Raw genomic sequence first — 17489 nt, forward strand, 5'->3', positions numbered from 1 at the left:
GGCGGAGCCCTTCGATGATCGACTGGAGCGGGCGAGGCGATTCGAACGCCCGACCCTCACCTTGGCAAGGTGATGCTCTACCCCTGAGCTACGCCCGCGCTCTCAGTCGAGAGCGGGGCGTATAGCGGAGGGGCGGCGGCCCCCGCAAGGGGTGTTTTTGTGATTCTCGCGCTCAGGCAGCGAGCGACCGCGTCGCGAGCGGTAGCGCGCTGAAGAAGGCGCTCAAGCAGCGAGCGACCGCGTCGCGAGCGGCGGCGCGGCGCGGCGCGGCGCGATGCGCGTGTCCCGCTACCTCGGCGCCATCCGGATCGCGCCGTCCAGGCGGATGCACTCGCCGTTGATGTAGACGTTCTCGGCCAGGTGCAGCACCAGGGCGGCGTAGTCGGCGGGCGTCCCCAGCCGCTTGGGGAAGGGGATCTGGGCCGCGAGCGCGTCCTGCACCTTCTGATCCATGCCGGCCATCATCGGCGTCCACATGATGCCGGGCAGGATGGTGTTGACCCTGACCCCGTCGTTCATCAGGTCGCGCGCGACCGGCAGCGTCATGGCGTAGACGCCGCCCTTAGACGCCGAATAGGCCGCCTGACCGATCTGGCCGTCCTGGGCCGCGACGGACGCGGTGTTGACGATCAGGCCACGCTCGCCGTCCTCCATCGGCTCCAGCTGCACCATGCCCAGCGCCGACTGGCTGAGCACCCGGTAGGTGCCGAACAGGTTGATGCGCACGGTGCGCTCGAAGCTGGCCATGTCGTGGGCGCGCACCGAACCGTCGGTCTTGGAGCGGCTGACGGTCTTCTGGCCCGTGGCGATGCCGGCGCAGTTGACGGTCAGGCGTTCCTGGCCGTGGGCGGCCCGGGCCTTCGCGAAGCCCGCCGCGACGCTGTCGTCGTCGGACACGTCGACCTTGCAGAAGACGCCGCCGATCTCGCGCGCGACCTCTTCGCCGCGTTCCTCGTTGAGGTCGAACAGGGCGACCTTCACGCCCCTAGCGGCCAGCGCCCGCGCCGTGCCTTCGCCGAGCCCGGAGGCTCCGCCCGTGACCACCGCCGCGATCGAACCGTCGAGTTTCATGCGCCGAACCCCTATGTTTGTGATGAACCCAGTGTCGAGGACGCGGATTTAGCCGCCATGACGACGAACGCCAATGCGAGACCGGACGACGCGGCGACGGCCCGAACGCCCGAAGAGGCCATCGATCCCGGCCGCGCCCTGCTGCCGGCCGTCCAGAGGGTCAACGAGCGCCGCGTCAGGCGCGGCTTCTGGCCCAAGATCACGCGTGTGGCCGCGAAGATTCCCTTCGCCGACCAGGTGCTGGGCGCCTACTACGCCGCGCGCGATCCGCAGACGCCGATGGCCGCGAAGGGCATTCTGATGGGCGCGCTGGCCTATTTCGTGCTGCCGACCGATCTGATCCCGGACGTCTTCGCCGTAGTCGGCTTCTCCGACGACGCGGCGGTGATCACGGCGGTGCTGGCGACGCTGGGCGCCCATGTGCGCGACCGGCATCGGACCCTGGCGCGAGAGACGCTGGAGCGGCTGACGAACCGCTAGACCAAAATCGGTTCAGTTGGACGCACGTCCAACTGGGCTCAGATTTCGGTGCAGTTTTCAGTGAGAGCCTGGTTCAAGACTTGAGCGGAATCGCGAAGCGATTCCACTTGAGCCGATCAGGCTCTAGGCCTGGCGGAAGCCCAGCACGTCCTGCATGTCATAGAGGCCCGGGCGGCGGTTCCGCACCCAGGCGGCGGCCACCACCGCACCCTTGGCGAACAGGGAGCGGTCGATGGCGCTGTGCGACAGGGTCAGGCTCTCGTCAGCCGAGGCGAACAGCACCGTGTGCTCGCCGATGATCCCGCCGGCCCTAAGCGCGGCGAATCCGATCGAGCCGGGCGACCGCTCGGCAAGGCCTTCCCGCGCCGGGGCGCGCAGGTCCTTCAGGTCCGCGCCGCGCCCGGCGGCCGCGGCCTCGCCCAGCATCAGCGCGGTGCCCGATGGCGCGTCCACCTTGTGCCGGTGATGGGCCTCCAGCACCTCGATGTCCCAGTCCTCGGCCGGCAGGCGCAGCGCGGCGTGCTCCACCAGGCCGATCAGGATGTTGACGCCGAGCGAGAAATTGCCCGACCGCACGATGGCGATCTTCGCGGCGGCCGCCTGGACCACCGCCTCCTGGTCCGCGTCGAAACCGGTGGAGCCGATCACCAGCGCGGGCCCGCCCCGGTCGGCGCAGGCGGCGGCGAGCTCGGCCGAGGCCTCGGGCGTGGAGAAGTCGATGACCACGTCGCACAGGCTGAGATCCGGCTGATCGCCCCGGTCGAAGCGGGCCGCCACCATCACGTCGGCGCGCGCGTCCAGCACCTGGCTCAGGGCGCGTCCCATCCGCCCGCGGGCGCCGGAGATGCCGACGTGGAAAAGGCCTGTCACGCGGCGGTTTCTCTCGAGGCGTCGTCCCCGCCCATGATCTCGGCCCAGAAACGCTTGGCCTTTCCGGCGAAGCTGGAGTTGCGCGGACTTTGGGCCTCGCCGCACGTCTCGGCAAGCTCGCGCATGAGTTCCTTCTGTCTCGCGCTCAGGTTCGTCGGCGTCTCGACGAACAGCTCGACCACCAGATCGCCGCGCTGGCGGCCGTTCAGGTGGGGCATGCCCTTGCCCTTGATCCGCACCGTCCGGCCGGTCTGGGCGCCCTCGGGCACCTGGACCTCGGCCTTGCACTGGCCGTCGCAGGCGCTGGACACAAGACAGGGCGCCTCGATCACGCCGCCCAGCGCCGCCGTGGTCATGGGCACGGGCACGGTCACCAGCAGGTCCAGGTTGTCCCGCTCGAACAGCTCGTGCGGCTTGACCGAGATGAAGACGTAGAGGTCGCCGCGTGGACCGCCGCGCACGCCCGCGTCGCCCTCGCCGGACAGGCGGATGCGCGAGCCGTCGTCGACGCCGGCGGGCACCTTCAGGGCCAGCTTCCTCTGCTTCCGGACCTGGCCGTGGCCGTGACAGGTCTCGCAGGGATCGGCGATCATCTGGCCCTGGCCGCCGCAGCGGGGGCAGGTCCGCTCCACCTGGAAGAAGCCGTTGGCGGTGCGGACGCGGCCCGCGCCGCCGCAGGTGGTGCAGGTCGTGGGCTTGGTGCCCGGCCTGGCGCCGGAGCCGTCGCAGGTGTCGCAGGCGGCGGTGACGGGAAAGGCCACCTCCACCTCGTCCCCGCGATAGGCCTGCTCCAGCGTGATCTCCAGATCGTAGCGCAGGTCCGATCCGCGCCGGGGGCCGCCCCCGCCGCCGCGCCGACCCTGGGCTCCGAAGACGTCGCCGAAGGCGTCGCCGAACACCTGGGAGAAGATGTCGTTGATGTCGTTGAAGGCCGCGCCCTGACCGAAGCCCCCGCCGCCGCCCACGCCGGCGTGGCCGAAGCGGTCGTAGGCGGCGCGTTTCTGGTCGTCGGAGAGCACCGAATAGGCCTCGGAGATCTCCTTGAACTTCTCCATCGCCTCCTCGGAGCCGCCGTTGCGGTCCGGGTGGTGCTGCATCGCCAGCTTGCGATAGGCGGATTTCAGGCCGGTCGCGTCGACCGACCGGTCGACCCCCAGGACCTCATAGTAATCACGCTGCGCCATCGGGCGTTACGACCTCATGACCCCCTGCCGCGTCCGCCGGTGTCCCGGTCTGTGACGAACGGCGTCGATGCTCACATGGTGTGAGGCGATCTTGATGCAAGAATGGTGAAAATGAAGGCCCCTCCGCCGACCGGCGAAGGGGCCCCGAGCGTCAGGCGCTCTTCTTCTGGTCCCCGGAGTCGTTCTCCGGCGAGACTTCCTCGAACTCGGCGTCGACCACGCCGTCGTCCGAGGCCGGGGCGGCGGAGCCGTCCTGGTCCGTCTGGGCCTTGTACATGGCCTCGCCGAGCTTCATCGAGGCCTGCACCAGGGTGGCGGTCTTGGCGCGGATGTCCTCGTGGTCGGAGCCCTCACGCGCCGACTTGAGATCGGTCAGCGCCGTCTCGATGGCGGTCTTCTCATCGCCCGAGACCTTGTCGCCGTGTTCGGCCAGCGCCTTCTCGGTCGAGTGGATCAGGCTGTCGGCCGCGTTCTGGGCCTCGACCAGGTCCTTCTTGGCCTTGTCGGCGGCCGCATTGGCCTCGGCTTCCTTGACCATCTTCTCGATGTCGGCGTCCGACAGGCCGCCGTTGGCCTGGATGCGGATCGACTGTTCCTTGTTGGTCGCCTTGTCCTTGGCCGAGACGTTGACGATGCCGTTGGCGTCGATGTCGAAGGCCACCTCGATCTGCGGCACGCCGCGCGGCGCGGGCGGAATGCCCATCAGGTCGAACTGGCCGAGCAGCTTGTTGTCCGAGGCCATCGGACGCTCGCCCTGGAAGACCCGGATCGTCACCGCCGACTGATTGTCGTCTGCGGTCGAGAAGACCTGGCTCTTCTTGGTGGGGATGGTGGTGTTGCGCTCGATCAGCGGGGTGAAGACGCCGCCCAGGGTCTCGATGCCCAGCGTCAGCGGCGTCACGTCCAGGAGCAGCACGTCCTTGACGTCGCCCTGCAGGACGCCGGCCTGGACCGCGGCGCCCAGCGCCACGACCTCGTCCGGGTTCACGCCCTTGTGCGGCTCCTTGCCGAAGAACGCCTTCACCGCCTCCTGCACCTTGGGCATGCGGGTCATGCCGCCGACCAGCACGACCTCGTCGATGTCCGAGGCCTTCAGGCCCGCGTCCTTCAGGGCCTTCTGGCAGGGCTCGATGGTGCGCTGGATCAGATCCTCGACGAGGGCCTCGAGCTTGGCGCGCGACAACTTGATGTTCAGGTGCAGCGGGCCCGACGCGTTCATCGAGATGAACGGCAGGTTGACCTCGTACTGGGCCGTGGAGCTCAGCTCCTTCTTGGCCTTCTCGGCCTCTTCCTTCAGGCGCTGCAGGGCCAGCTTGTCCTGACGCAGGTCGACGCCCTGCTCCTTCTTGAACTCGTCGGCCAGGTAGTCGACCAGACGCAGGTCGAAGTCCTCGCCGCCCAGGAAGGTGTCGCCGTTGGTCGACTTCACCTCGAACACGCCGTCGCCGATCTCCAGGATCGAGACGTCGAAGGTGCCGCCGCCCAGATCGTAGACCGCGATCTTCTGGCCGTCGTTCTTCTCCAGGCCATAGGCCAGCGCGGCCGCCGTCGGCTCGTTGATGATGCGCAGCACCTCGAGGCCGGCGATCTTGCCGGCGTCCTTGGTGGCCTGACGCTGGGCGTCGTTGAAGTAGGCGGGCACGGTGATCACGGCCTGGGTGACCTTGTCGCCCAGATAGGCCTCGGCGGCCTCCTTCATCTTCATCAGGGTGAAGGCCGAGATCTGCTGCGGCGAGTAATCCTTGCCGTGGGCCCGGACCCAGGCGTCGCCGTTAGGGCCCTTGACGATCTCATAGGGCACCATGCCCTTGTCCTTCGCCACGACGGGGTCGTCGTAGTTGCGGCCGATCAGGCGCTTGATGGCGAAGAAGGTGTTGGCCGGATTGGTCACGGCCTGGCGCTTGGCGGGCTGGCCGACCAGGGTCTCGCCGCCGTCCTGGATGGCGACGACCGACGGGGTCGTGCGGGCGCCCTCGGCGTTCTCGATGACCTTGGGGTTCTTGCCGTCCATCACGGCCACGCACGAGTTCGTGGTGCCGAGGTCGATGCCGATGATCTTGCTCATGGCGTGCTTTCAAGTCTCCTTGCGGCGGGCGATGCGGCGGCCTCTTGGGCGAGCGCCGCGCTTGATCGCCCCCTTGGTGTAAAAACATCGCCGCGCCAAGGGGATCGCCAGAACCTGGCGGACGCGACTGGGTTCATCCGAGGCGCGCCGACATCGCGGGATGCGACGCCGGTTCGCTTGGCTCCGCATATGGGGAAGGCCACAAGGCCCGCAAGGGTTTTCGCGGTTGGAGGCGCACGATGACCGATCCCGGCGGCCGGCTGTCGCTTCAGCCCCTGCCCGGCCTGACGGTCTGGCCCGGGCGGCTGGACGGCGAGGCGCAGGCCCGGCTGCTGGCGGACGTCCGCCGACGGATCGAACAGGCGCCCTTCTATCGGCCGGTGACCCCGGGCGGGCGGGAGATGTCGGTGCGCATGACCAACTTCGGCCCGCTGGGCTGGGTGACGGACCAGGCCGACGGCTATCGCTACCAGCCGACGCACCCGGCGACGGGCGCGCCCTGGCCGGATATTCCCCGGATCCTGCTGGAGTTGTGGCGCGAGCACGCCGACCCCGGGCGCCCGCCCGACGCCTGCCTCGTCAATCTCTATCGGGGCGACGCCCGCATGGGCCTGCATCAGGATCGGGACGAGACCGACCTGACGGCGCCGGTCCTGTCGGTGTCGCTGGGCGACACGGGCGTGTTCCGCTTCGCGCCCGAGAAGGGCGGTCGGTCCGGCTCGATCCGGCTCAGCTCCGGCGACGTGCTGGTGATGGCGGGACCGGCGCGGCTCTGCCGTCACGGGATCGACCGCGTGCTGGCGGGCTCGTCGCGTCTGCTGGCCGACGGCGGCCGGCTGAACCTGACGCTCCGTCGCGCGGGCTGAGCCATCACGAGGAAGTTGTTCGACCTTCTGTTTCCGTCTTGCCACAAATCCCGCGACGCGTGTGGGGACAGATGCATGACGACGCTGATCCGGCCGGAGGGGCCGTCGCCTGAGGACGCGGTGCTGAGCCGCCGGGGTCTGGCCGGAGCGGCGCTCGGGGCGGCCGCCTTCGCCGGATACGCGCCCGCCGCCCTCGCCCAGGCGGCGCGGCCGATCGTCACCGACGCCGAGGGACTGACGATCCAGGAGACGACCTATCCGGCGCCGGACGGCTTCGACCTTCCGGCCTATGTGGCCCGCCCGGAGGGCGAGGGTCCCTTCCCGGTCATCATCGTCGTGTCCGAGATCTTCGGCCTGCACGCCTGGATCCAGGACATCTGCCGGCGGCTGGCCAAGGCCGGCTACGCCGCCGTCGCCCCAGCCTTCTTCGTGCGCGCCGCCGACCCGGCGCCGCTGACGGACATGGCCGAGATCCAGCGGATCGTGGCCCAGGCGGGCTACGAACAGGTGATGGGCGACATCTCCGCGACCCTGGCCTGGGCGGATCAGCAGCTGTGGGCGGACTCCGACCGGGTCGGGATCACGGGCTATTGCTGGGGCGGCAAGGTGGTCTGGCAGGCGGCGGCGCGCTTCGCGGCCATCGACGCGGGCGTGGCCTGGTACGGCCGTCTGGCGCCCCCCGCGAACGCGACCGCCGAGCAGCGCGCGGCGGGCGCGCCGTGGCCGGTGGATCTGGCGGGCGAACTCCGGGGGCCGGTCATCGGCCTCTATGGCGGCCAGGACCGCGGCATTCCGCTGGACACCGTCGAACAGATGCGCGCCGCCCTGACCCGCGCCGGGTCAGCGGGCAGCGAGATGGTGGTCTATCCCGACGCCCAGCACGGCTTCCACGCCGACTACCGGGCCGGCTACGACGCCGCGGCCGCCGAGGACGGCTGGCGGCGGCTGCTCGCGCACTTCCACACCCATCTCAAGAGTTGATCAAGGACGTCGGCGCACTGTGACGGGCAGGCGTTGGCGGGAGGCCAGTAGATGACGCATTTCCGAGTTCTCGCGGCGCGAGCCCTGATGATCGCCGCGCTGATCGCGCCCCTGGTCGCCTGCGGCGGCGGTGGCGGAGGGGGCGGGACGGGAGGCGGGGTCGTCACCCCGCCGCCGCCACCCCCCGCGCCGCCGCCGCCGCCTCCTCCTCCTCCTCCTCCTCCGCCGCCGCCTCCGCCGCCGCCTCCGCCGCCCCCGCCGCCCTCGCCGAGTTCGAGCGAATATCTGCGCAGCTACGGCGTGGCGAACTCGCGCGCGCTGTCGGCCTGGAACCAGGGGGCCACGGGCGCCGGCGTCACGGTCGCGGTCGTGGACACGGGGATCGACTTCGACCAGCCCGACCTCGCCGGCAACATCTCGCCGCTGTCGACCGACGTCGTGATCGGCCGCAACCTGCCCGAAGGCGACGACCGGCACGGCACCCGAGTCGCCGGGGTGATCGGCGCGGAGTTCAACGGCTTCGGGACCATCGGAATCGCCTACGACTCCACGATCCTGTCGATCCGCGCCGACATCAGCGACTGCAACGATCCGGACGACACCGCCTGCTTCCGGTCCAGCGACCTGACGCGCGCCATCGACTACGCCGTGGCCAACGGCGCCAAGGTCATCAACCTGTCGCTGGGCGGCGACGGCCCGCTGGGCTCCGCCTTCGAGGCGGCCCTGCTGCGGGCGGTCCAGGCGGGCGTGGTCATCGCCGCCGCCTCCGGCAACGAGAGCGACCCCAATCCGTCCTGGCCCGGGCGGTACGCGTCGGACCCCCGGTTCCTGGGCGGCATCATCGTCGTCGGCTCGCACGACGCGAACGACGTGATCTCCGACTTCTCAAGCCTGGCCGGGGTCTCCGCCGCCAACTTCATCTCGGCGCCCGGCGACCAGGTGATCACGGACTGCGACGGGACCAGCTGCTGGCGCATCAGCGGCACCTCCTTCGCGGCGCCTCACGTGGCGGGCGCGCTCGCCCTGTTGCTGCAGGCCTTTCCCAACCTGACGGGCCGTGAGGCCATCGACATCCTGCTGCGCACCGCCCGGGACGCCGGCGACGTCGGCACGGACACCACCTACGGCAGGGGGCTGCTGGACATCGGCCGGGCCTTCCAGCCGGTCGGAGCCACGGCGACGCCCCAGTCGGACGGCTCGGCCGTGTCGGTGCTGGAGGAGCCCGGGGCCTATCTGGGCGGCGCGTTCGGCGGCGCGCTGGGGGCGTCGGACGCCCTGACGACCATCGCCTACGACGAATACGAGCGGATGTTCACGGTCGATCTCGGCGCGGTGTACCGCGCCGCGCCACGCCGCAGCTTCCAGCCGGAGACCCCTGAGCCGAGCCGCACGGCCACGGTGTCGGGGCTCGCCCCCCTGGGGACACGACTGTCCCTGACCGCGTCGGTTCCCGTGCCGGTCGAGGAGCCGGTGTTCCGACGCGACACGCCCTTTTCGGCCCCTTGGCTCGGGGCCGAGCCCCGGCGCGAGGCGCTGGCGCTGGTCGAGACCGGACGCCTGTCGTTCGCCGCCTGGCAGGGGCAGGGCGGGGCGCGCGCGCCCTTCCGCAGCGGCGCCGGCGACGGCTTCGCCGCGCTGGCCCAGGCCGATCACGCCATGCGGGGCGGCGTGGACCTCGGCCGTGTGCAGCTGTCGGCCGAAACCGGGAGCGGCGACCGGGCGGCGCCCTTCCGGCGCCCCGAGGAGGACGCCTCGACCTATAGCCGGGCCAGCGCCCTCTGGCGGGTCGACGAGACCCTGAGCCTGAACCTCTCCGCCGGCCGGCTGGATGAACGGCTGGGCCCGCTGGGCAGCTTCTTCGCCGCACGGTCGGATCTCGCGCTGCCCTCGACGACCGACTTCGCCGCCGCGGGCGGTCGCCTGGAGTTGGGCGAGGGCGTCAGCCTCGATGGCGAGTTCGGCACGTCACGCACCGAGATTCGCGAGGGCCTTCTGCGGCTGAGCGACCCGGCGATCGGATCGACGTGGCGCGTCGGCCTGAACGGTCCCTGCTGGGGCCGGCTGTTCGGGTGCTCCGGCCTGCGGCTGGAGCTGATGCAGCCCCTGCGGATCGAGCGCGGCACGTTCGAGGTCGAGCTGGCGGACGTGCCGCTGGAGTATTTCGACCCGACCACCTTCTCGGTGCGACGCCTGTCGGCCGCGCCGGACGGGCGTGAACTCAACCTGTCGCTGATCACCACCCACCGCACCGGCGCGGACTCGGCGCTGCAGCTTCAGGCCATGGTGATCCGCGACGAGGGCCATCGCCGAAACGCGGAGCCGGCCTTCGCGCTGCTGGGCAGCTGGCGCCGGGGCTTCTGACTCCGGCTCAGCCGTTCTGGTTGCGGGCTTCGGACGCGGCGTAGGCGGCGTTGGCCTGGACCTGGGTTCCGGCGTCGGCCGCCGGCCCCGAGCCCCTGGCCGCGACGACCACCATGGCCGGACGCACCGTGCGGCCGAACAGGACATAGCCGGGCTGCAGCGTCTGGATGATCTGGCCGGCGGCGACCTGATCCGACGGCTGCTCCATCATGGCCTGGTGCTGGTGCGGGTCGAAGGCGGCGCCCGCGTCGGGCGCCACGCGGCCCAGGCCGTTGGCCTCGAAAGCGGTCAGCAGCGCCTTGTGGGTCATCTCCAGCCCGGTCACCAGACCCGCGGCGGCGCCCTCGGCGTCTTTCGGCGCCGCCTGCAGGGCGCGCTCCAGATTGTCGGCCACGCCCAGCAGGTCCTTGGCGAAGCGCTGGATGGCGTAGGCGCGGGCGTCGTTCATCTGGGTTTCGGTGCGACGCTTGACGTTCTCGGCCTCGGCGGCGGCGCGCAGCGCACGGTCGCGCCAGGCGTCGCGCTCGGCGATGACCTGATCCAGCGGTCCGAGATCGCCATCCGGGTCCGCGTTCGGTCCGGCCTCGGCGTCCAGTTCGGACTGATCCAGCTCGGCGTCGTTGTGGGGAGGAGGCGTGTCGCTCACGTGTCGTTTCCGTCCAGTATCCGGCCCAGCACCCTGGCGGTGTAGTCCACCAACGGGATGATGCGGGCGTAGTTCAGTCGCGCGGGCCCGATCACGCCGATGGCGCCCAGCACCCGCTGCCGGCCGCTCATATAGGGCGCCGCCACCACGGCGGAACCCGAAAGCGAAAAGAGCCGCGTCTCGGCGCCGATGAAGATGCGCACCCCCTGGGCGTCCGCGACCCCGTCGAGCAGGCCGATCAGCTGGGCCTTCTGCTCCAGGTCCTCCATCAGGCCGCGCACCCGCTCCAGGTCCTCCAGCGCCTCGCGGTCCTGAAGCAGGTTGGCCCGGCCTCGCACGATCAGGGCCCGCTCGCGCTCGGCGCCGCCGGCCCAGGCGGCGAGGCCGTCCTCCACCAGGCGGGCGGCGGCGGCGTCCAGTTCGGTGCGCGCCCGGTCCAGTTCCGCCCTCATCTCGGCCTGGGCTTCGGCCAGCGGCCGTCCTTTCAGCCGCGCGTTCAGGAAGTTCGAGGCCTCGCGCAGCGTGGCCGGCGTCACCCCGGCGGAAAGCCGCATCAGCCGATTCTCGACCGCCCCGTCCTCGGCCACCAGCACCGCCAGCGCTTCCTCGGTTCCCAGCGGCACGAACTCCACATGCTTGACCCCCGCCGAACGTACGGGCGCGGCGACGATCCCGGCCCCGCCGGCCAGACCGGATAGCAGCCCCGAAGCCTCGTCCAGCGCCTCCTCGAAGGACCGGCCGCGTCCGGCGAGCCGCCCGTCGATCTCGCGGCGTTCCTCCTCGGTCAGGTCGCCGATCTCCAGCAGGCCGTCGACGAACAGCCTGAGGCCCGCGTGCGTCGGCACCCGCCCGGCGGAGGTGTGCGGCGAGGCCAGCAGGCCCGCCATCGTCAGGTCCTGCATGGTGTTGCGGATCGACGCCGGGGACAGCGCCATGCCGCCGCGCGACACGGTGCGCGAGCCGACCGGTTCGCCGGTCTCCAGATAGGTCTCCACCACCCGCCGGAAGATGTCGCGCGCGCGGGCGTCCAGGTCGGTGAGGGAGGCGGAGCCGCCGGGAAGAAGCACGTTCACGCAGCCACCGCCTTTCGCGCCGCCCAATCCGCACGGTCCAGCCGGTGCACCAGGCAATCGTCCTCGGCGAACATGCGCCGTCCTTCGGGGACGAAGCCCAGGCGCTGGTAGAACCGGATGGCGGCGGTGTTGGAGGCGAGCGGATCGATGACGATGGCCTCCACGCCCGGCTCGGCGAAGCAACGGTCGATCATCTGGGTCATCATGGATGTGCCGACGCCGCGCCCCAGCCACTCGGGCGGTCCGATCCAGATGTCGATGGCCCGCAAATCCGGCTCGATCTCGCCCCAGTAATGGCTGGGCTCGGTGTGGGGATCGCACACGGCCATGACGCCCACAGGCCGACCCTCCACCTCGGCGATCACATAGGTCAGCTCATAGGCGGAATTGGTCAGCTCGTCGGTCCAGTCGATGCCGCCAAAGGCGACTTCAGCCAAGGCGTCGTCGCTGGAACAGGCGATCACATGCGGCTCCAGGTCCCAGGCGGCCAGCGTCGCGGCGTCCGCGGCGGTCGCGGGTCTCAAGCGCACCACCGGCGGGCTCGCCTGACCTTCGGGGGCATACAGGCTCATGATTTCAGGATAAGCGGTGCGGCCCGTTCCGCAACGCCCAGAGACCCCGATGATCCGTCCCTCCGACCGCGCCCCCGACCAGCTCCGCGCCGTGACGCTGGAGACCGGCGTCAACCGCTATGCGGAGGGCTCGTGTCTGGTCGGCTTCGGCCACACCAAGGTCCTGGTCACGGCTTCGGTGGAGGAGAGCCTGCCCGGCTGGCTGCGCGGCAAGGGTCAGGGGTGGGTCACCGCCGAATACGGCATGCTGCCCCGCGCCACCCACACCCGCGGCCGACGCGAGGCGGCGTCCGGTAAGCAGTCGGGCCGCACCCAGGAGATCCAGCGCCTGATCGGCCGGTCGATGCGCGCCGTGGTGGACCTGAAGGCCCTGGGGGAGCGCCAGGTGGTTCTGGACTGCGACGTGATCCAGGCCGACGGCGGCACCCGCACCGCCGCGATCACCGGCGCCTGGGTCGCCATGGCCTCCGCCTTCGCCTACCTGAGGGCCGAGGGCGTGATTAAGGCCGATCCTATCATGGACCAGGTCGCGGCCGTGTCCTGCGGCGTGTTCGCCGACACGCCGGTGCTGGACCTCGACTACGAGGAGGATTCCTCGGCCGAGGCGGACTCCAACTTCGTCCTGACCGGTTCGGGCCAGATCGTGGAGATTCAGGCCACCGGCGAGAAGCGCGGCTTCACCCGGAGCGAGTTCGACCGCCTGTTCCAGCTCGCTGAGACGGGCTGCGCCCAGCTGTTCGCCCTTCAGCGCGCGGCGCTCGCCCGATAGGCCGGGATCAGAGCCCGGGGTCGTAGGCGCCCTGCTCCGCGCAGCGCGTCTCGAGCGCCGACTGCTTGCGGCCGCGCAGCTCGTCGGCCATGGCGCACACCCGGTCCGACGCCGCGGTCTTCATCACGCCGGGCACCAGCGCATGCGCGAACGCCGCGCCGGCCGCGACCATCAGCCGAAAGCCATAGGTCGAGGCCGTGCCGAGATGCTCGAAATAGCCTTCTCCGACCTCGCGCGGGTGCCGCAGGAACAGGTCGTCGATCGTCTTGCGCATGCGCCACCATACCATGCGGCGCGGCGCGGCCTACCGCCCCGGCGCAAAACCGCCTAAACCGCGCAGCCATGAACATGACGCCCGCGCCGCCCGGCCGCGAGGCGCACACGAATCGGGAGAGCTGACCCATGGCCGATGGCATCGCCGGCGTCGCCGGCGCGCAGAAGACCTTCCGCTGGGAGGACCCGCTGGACCTGGACGGCCGCCTGACGGACGACGAGGGCATGATCCGCGACGCGGCGCGGGCCTATGCGCGCGACCGGCTTCTGCCCCGGGTGGTGGCCGCCTTCCGGGACGAGACGTTCGATCGCGCCATCATGACCGAGATGGGCGAGATGGGTTTCCTGGGCGCGATGCTGCCGGAAGAGTACGGCGGGTCAGGCGCCAGCCACGTCGCCTACGGCCTGATCGCGCGCGAGATCGAGGCGGTCGACAGCGGTTATCGCTCGGCCATGTCGGTGCAGTCGTCGCTGGCCATGTACCCGATCTACGCCTTCGGATCGGAGGCGCAGCGCATGCGGTTCCTGCCGCGCATGGCGGCGGGCGAGCTGGTCGGCTGTTTCGGCCTGACCGAGGCCGACGGCGGCTCCGATCCCGCCTCGATGAAGACCAGGGCGGTCAAGGTCGACGGCGGTTATCGCCTGAACGGCGCCAAGTACTGGATCACCAACTCGCCGATCGCGGATCTCGCCATCGTCTGGGCCAAGCTGGACGACACGATCCGGGGCTTCATCGTCGAGCGCGGCATGGACGGCTTCACCACCGACAAGATCGGCGACAAGCTGAGCCTGCGCGCCTCGATCACCGGCGACATCGGGCTGAACGACGTCTTCGTGCCGGAGGAGAACCTGCTGCCGGGCGTGAAGGGGCTGCGCGGTCCGTTCTCCTGTCTGAACAAGGCCCGCTACGGCATCGCCTGGGGGGCCATGGGGGCGGCGGAGTTCTGTTTCCACGCCGCCCGGAGCTACGTGGGCGAGCGAATGCTGTTCGGCCGGCCCTTGTCGTCGCGTCAGCTGGTGCAGAAGAAGCTGGCCGACATGCAGACCGAGATCTTCCTGGGGCTGGAGGGCGCCTATGCGCTCGGCCGGCTGCTGGACACGGGCGCCTGGGTCCCGGAAGCCATCTCCATGATGAAGCGCAACAACTGCGGCAAGGCGCTGGCCGTGGCGCGGGAGGCGCGCGACATGCACGGCGGGGCGGGCATCACCGGCGAGCTTCACGTGATGCGCCACGCCATGAATCTCGAGACGGTCAACACCTACGAGGGCGCTCACGACGTCCACGCCCTGATCCTGGGCCGCGCCATCACGGGCGAGAGCGCCTTCTAGCTCGGGCGCGCCGAGCCCCTCTCGACAATCGCCGCGCGTCGTCGTCTGATCGCGACGGTCGTCCACCGGCGGCCGTGAGGGGATTTCGATGAGCCTGATCCGCGCCGCCCGCCGCTCCGTGTCCGTGCTGGCGCTCGTCGCCGTGACGGCAAGTCCGGTCTGGGCCCAGGACCCGGGACCGCCGCTGCCCTACGACGCCGAGCGCGGCGTCTTCAGCTTCGCCGCGGGCCTGGAGCGCAGCCTGCCCGCGGTGGTCCAGGTCACGACCCTCAGCACCTCGTCCGGCCCCACCCGCGGCGAGGCCGAGCCCGCGCCCATCTCCGGCGGCTCCGGCGTGATCATCGACGCGGCCGAGGGCATCATCGTCACCAACAATCACGTCATCGAGAACGGACAGAAGTTCACCGTCGACATGAGCGACGGCCGCCTTCTGGACGCCGTGCTGATCGGCGCGGACAAGGCCACCGATCTGGCCGTCCTGAAGGTGGAGGCCCAGGGGCTGTCGCAGGTCGAGGTGGTCGATTCCGACACCCTCAGGACCGGCGACCTCGCCTTCGCGGTGGGCTATCCGCTGGGCCTGGACCAGACGCTGACGATGGGCGTCATCTCCGGCCTCGGGCGCTCGGGGCTGGGAGACGCCGTCGAGGACTACATCCAGACCGACGCGGCGGTGAACTCCGGCAACTCCGGCGGGCCGCTGCTGGACAGCCGGGGCCGCCTGATCGGGATCAACACCTCGATCCTTTCGGGGGGCGGCGACTTTCTGGGCCTGGGCGGCGGCAACGACGGCATCGCCTTCGCCGTGCCGACCCGCATCATGATGTTCGTGGTCGACCAGCTGCGCGCGTCGGGCGAGGTGCGGCGCGGCCGCATCGGGGCCACGCTCGGCTCCCTCAACGCCAATCGCGCCCGCGAGCTGGAGCTGGGCTTCGTGCGCGGCGCGGTCGTCGAGGACGTCGAGCCCGGTTCGCCGGCCGAGCGCGCCGGCATCCGCCGGGGCGACATCATCACCCGCATCGAGAACCGGGCCGTGGCCAACGCGGGCTCGGTCCAGGCGGTCGTCGGCGTGGCCGAGATCGGGGCCGGCCTGACCTTGACCTATCTGCGGGACGGACGATCCCTCACCGCCGAGGTCGCGCCGCGCGAGACGGTCGCGGATCGCGTCCAGGCGGGCTCGGACGAGGTCGCGGCGCTCGGCGCCGTCTTCGCCGTGGCGCCCGACGGCGAGGGCGTGCTGGTGACGGCGGTGGGCAGCGGCACGAACGCGGCGGCGCAGGGCCTGACCGCCGGCGACCGGGTCGCCGAGGTGGGCGGTCGCCCCGTGGCCGGCCTGGCCGCCCTCGCCCAGGCGATACGCGACGCGCGCAGCCCGGTTCGCCTGACGGTCACCCGCGGCGGCGAGACGCTCGAATTCCGGATCGAGGGCTGAATGCAAAACGCCCGCCCGACCTGGAGGGGGAGGAGGGTCGGTCGGGCGGGCGTCTCGCTTGGAGGAAGCGTCGGCCCGACCACGCCCTTGATCGGAGAAACCCGGGGGGCTGGGGGGGCTGTTCAGGATCCGGAACCTCTCCGGGCGCTGTCGAGCCGACACCGTCTGTTTCGTCGGGCCGCAAGGCCGCGTCAGGACCGAAACGGGGCCTTTTCGTGTCGCGGGCGTACGGAATGTCGCAGCCCCCGAGCGCCCTTGGCGAACCGAACGCGACGTCCCAGGTTGAGGGCCGCATGAGCTTCGACCCCCTGACGCCCGACGGCCGGTCCGGCCCCGTCTTCTTCGACCGGCGGGAGCTGGACCAGATCCTCCGGGTCTACGGACGGATGGTGGCCCAGGGGGAGTGGCGAGACTACGCCATCGCGGGCCACCGGGATTTCGCCGAGTTCGCCGTCTTCCGCCGCTCGGGCGACGCCCCGGCCTATCGCGTAGAGAAGCGCCCGGCCCTGCAGGCGCGCCAGGGCCAGTGGGCCGTGATCGGGGAGGGCGGGCAGGTGCTCAGGCGCGGGCGTGAACTGGCCCAGACGCTGCGCGTGTTCGACAGCCGCCGTTTCCGCCTCGTCGAATAAGAAAAGGGCCCCGCGGTCGCCCGCGAGGCCCTGAACGCTTCGGCCGGTCCGGCCTGCCTATTCCCGGTTGCCCATGAAGGCCAGCAGGAACTGGAACAGGTTGATGAAGTTGATGAACAGGCTCAGCGCGCCGAAGCCCGTCATCACGCCCATGGCGTTCCGGTCGCCGCCCAGCTGGTAGTAGGCCAGCTTGAGACGCTGGGTGTCATAGGCGATCAGCCCCGAGAAGATCAGCACCCCGACCGCGTTGATGGCGTAGTAGAACACCGGGTTCTGCGCCGCCGGCAGGAACATGAACACCAGGCTGGCGATGATCAGGCCGATCACCCCCATGATCAGGAACGTGCCCAGCGGCCCCAGGTCCCGCTTGGTGGTGTAGCCGAACAGGCTCAGGCCGCCGAAGGCCGCGGCCGTCACGAAGAAGGTCGAGGCGATCGAGGCGTCGGTGTAGCGCAGAAACACGATGCCGAGGCCGGCGCCGATCGAGGCCACCACCGCCCAGTAGAGCAGGTTCACCCCGCCCGCGGTCGGGTTCCTCATGAAGAACATCGAGCCGAACAGCAGCACCAGAGGCAGGAACTGAACCACCATGCCCAGGGGCGTCAGCGCCAGGCGGCCGTCGGCGGTCAGGCCGAACAGCAGCTGCTGTACCGCCGGCACATTGCCGGTGACATAGGCCAGCACGCCCGCCACGAGCAGGCCGAGCGCCAGCTTGTTGTAGACGCCCAGCATGAAGGCCCTCAGGCCGGCGTCCACGGCCATGTCGGCGGAGGCCGGCGCGGTCCTTGTGTAGCCGTTGCGGAAATCGCTCATCGCGACAGGGTCTCCCAAAGTCTTCGCCGGACGGAATGCCCGACGGTCATGGTCGGAAATATCGTGTGAAGGCGGCCT

Annotated in this window: 17 protein-coding genes and 1 tRNA gene; 8 read left to right on the plus strand and 10 right to left on the minus strand. The window is 70.6% G+C overall.

Features of this window, described 5'->3' with window-relative positions:
- Positions 1–23: 23 nt before the first annotated feature.
- Together ACFFGE_RS09415 and ACFFGE_RS09420 are read right to left on the minus strand one after the other, a co-directional pair.
- Positions 24–98: transfer RNA gene (locus ACFFGE_RS09415), tRNA-Gly, on the minus strand.
- Between the two features lie 190 nt (positions 99–288).
- Positions 289–1071: an SDR family oxidoreductase gene (locus tag ACFFGE_RS09420; RefSeq protein ID WP_376836086.1), complete on the minus strand. Its 783-nt coding sequence runs from the start codon at positions 1069–1071 to the stop codon at positions 289–291.
- A 57-nt stretch (positions 1072–1128) separates the two neighbouring features.
- On the opposite strand from ACFFGE_RS09420, the gene ACFFGE_RS09425 reads away from it, so the two are divergent.
- On the plus strand, positions 1129–1551 hold the full coding sequence (locus ACFFGE_RS09425) for a YkvA family protein (protein ID WP_376836087.1): 423 nt from the start codon (positions 1129–1131) through the stop codon (positions 1549–1551).
- A gap of 123 nt (positions 1552–1674) precedes the next feature.
- On the opposite strand, the gene dapB is transcribed toward ACFFGE_RS09425, so the two are convergent.
- The 3 genes from dapB to dnaK all read right to left on the minus strand — a co-directional run bounded on the left by dapB (position 1675) and on the right by dnaK (position 5670).
- Positions 1675–2421, minus strand: coding sequence for a 4-hydroxy-tetrahydrodipicolinate reductase (gene dapB, locus ACFFGE_RS09430; RefSeq protein ID WP_376836088.1), 747 nt, complete (start codon positions 2419–2421; stop codon positions 1675–1677).
- Positions 2418–3605, minus strand: a complete 1188-nt coding sequence (dnaJ, locus tag ACFFGE_RS09435) for a molecular chaperone DnaJ (RefSeq protein WP_376836090.1) — start codon at positions 3603–3605, stop codon at positions 2418–2420. The genes dapB and dnaJ overlap by 4 nt, the downstream gene beginning before the upstream one ends.
- Before the next feature lie 151 nt (positions 3606–3756).
- Complete coding sequence (gene dnaK, locus ACFFGE_RS09440; protein ID WP_376836091.1) at positions 3757–5670, minus strand: molecular chaperone DnaK; 1914 nt, start codon at positions 5668–5670, stop codon at positions 3757–3759.
- Between the two features lie 239 nt (positions 5671–5909).
- Here dnaK and ACFFGE_RS09445 point away from each other — a divergent pair, with 239 nt between their 5' ends.
- The 3 genes from ACFFGE_RS09445 (at position 5910) to ACFFGE_RS09455 (ending at position 9878) form a co-directional block, all read left to right on the plus strand.
- The gene (locus ACFFGE_RS09445; protein WP_376836092.1) at positions 5910–6536 is read left to right on the plus strand and encodes an alpha-ketoglutarate-dependent dioxygenase AlkB family protein; all 627 of its coding nucleotides are present in this window, start codon (positions 5910–5912) and stop codon (positions 6534–6536) included.
- Positions 6537–6611: 75 nt separating this feature from the next.
- The gene (locus ACFFGE_RS09450) at positions 6612–7517 is read left to right on the plus strand and encodes a dienelactone hydrolase family protein (RefSeq protein WP_376836093.1); all 906 of its coding nucleotides are present in this window, start codon (positions 6612–6614) and stop codon (positions 7515–7517) included.
- Positions 7518–7817: 300 nt separating this feature from the next.
- A complete protein-coding gene (locus ACFFGE_RS09455) occupies positions 7818–9878 on the plus strand; it encodes a S8 family peptidase (RefSeq protein ID WP_376836094.1) in 2061 nt (686 codons plus the stop codon).
- Positions 9879–9885: 7 nt separating this feature from the next.
- On the opposite strand, the gene grpE is transcribed toward ACFFGE_RS09455, so the two are convergent.
- From grpE to ACFFGE_RS09470, 3 genes are read right to left on the minus strand one after another with little or no spacing between them, the layout of a single operon-like run.
- Positions 9886–10524, minus strand: coding sequence for a nucleotide exchange factor GrpE (gene grpE / locus ACFFGE_RS09460; protein ID WP_376836095.1), 639 nt, complete (start codon positions 10522–10524; stop codon positions 9886–9888).
- On the minus strand, positions 10521–11597 hold the full coding sequence (gene hrcA / locus ACFFGE_RS09465; protein ID WP_376836097.1) for a heat-inducible transcriptional repressor HrcA: 1077 nt from the start codon (positions 11595–11597) through the stop codon (positions 10521–10523). Before hrcA ends, grpE begins: the two co-directional genes overlap by 4 nt.
- Positions 11594–12169, minus strand: coding sequence for a GNAT family N-acetyltransferase (locus ACFFGE_RS09470; protein WP_376836099.1), 576 nt, complete (start codon positions 12167–12169; stop codon positions 11594–11596). Before ACFFGE_RS09470 ends, hrcA begins: the two co-directional genes overlap by 4 nt.
- A 52-nt stretch (positions 12170–12221) precedes the next feature.
- Between ACFFGE_RS09470 and rph the strand changes: the two genes are divergently transcribed.
- Complete coding sequence (gene rph / locus ACFFGE_RS09475) at positions 12222–12938, plus strand: ribonuclease PH (RefSeq protein WP_376836158.1); 717 nt, start codon at positions 12222–12224, stop codon at positions 12936–12938.
- A gap of 7 nt (positions 12939–12945) precedes the next feature.
- Here rph and ACFFGE_RS09480 read toward each other — a convergent pair whose 3' ends face one another.
- The gene (locus tag ACFFGE_RS09480; RefSeq protein ID WP_376836100.1) at positions 12946–13212 is read right to left on the minus strand and encodes a DUF6356 family protein; all 267 of its coding nucleotides are present in this window, start codon (positions 13210–13212) and stop codon (positions 12946–12948) included.
- A 128-nt stretch (positions 13213–13340) separates the two neighbouring features.
- Here ACFFGE_RS09480 and ACFFGE_RS09485 point away from each other — a divergent pair, with 128 nt between their 5' ends.
- From ACFFGE_RS09485 to ACFFGE_RS09495, 3 genes are all read left to right on the plus strand, one after another.
- Positions 13341–14540 carry an acyl-CoA dehydrogenase gene (locus ACFFGE_RS09485; RefSeq protein WP_376836101.1) on the plus strand — a complete coding sequence of 400 codons (1200 nt, stop codon included), beginning with the start codon at positions 13341–13343 and terminating at the stop codon, positions 14538–14540.
- An 88-nt stretch (positions 14541–14628) separates the two neighbouring features.
- Positions 14629–15969 carry a trypsin-like peptidase domain-containing protein gene (locus ACFFGE_RS09490; RefSeq protein WP_376836102.1) on the plus strand — a complete coding sequence of 447 codons (1341 nt, stop codon included), beginning with the start codon at positions 14629–14631 and terminating at the stop codon, positions 15967–15969.
- A 293-nt stretch (positions 15970–16262) separates the two neighbouring features.
- Positions 16263–16598, plus strand: a complete 336-nt coding sequence (locus tag ACFFGE_RS09495; RefSeq protein WP_376836103.1) for a DUF2794 domain-containing protein — start codon at positions 16263–16265, stop codon at positions 16596–16598.
- Positions 16599–16655: 57 nt separating this feature from the next.
- Here ACFFGE_RS09495 and ACFFGE_RS09500 read toward each other — a convergent pair whose 3' ends face one another.
- Positions 16656–17411, minus strand: coding sequence for a Bax inhibitor-1/YccA family protein (locus tag ACFFGE_RS09500; protein WP_376836104.1), 756 nt, complete (start codon positions 17409–17411; stop codon positions 16656–16658).
- Between the last annotated feature and the right edge of the window lie 78 nt (positions 17412–17489).

The organism is Brevundimonas balnearis (assembly GCF_042434805.1).
Taxonomy (GTDB): domain Bacteria; phylum Pseudomonadota; class Alphaproteobacteria; order Caulobacterales; family Caulobacteraceae; genus Brevundimonas; species Brevundimonas balnearis.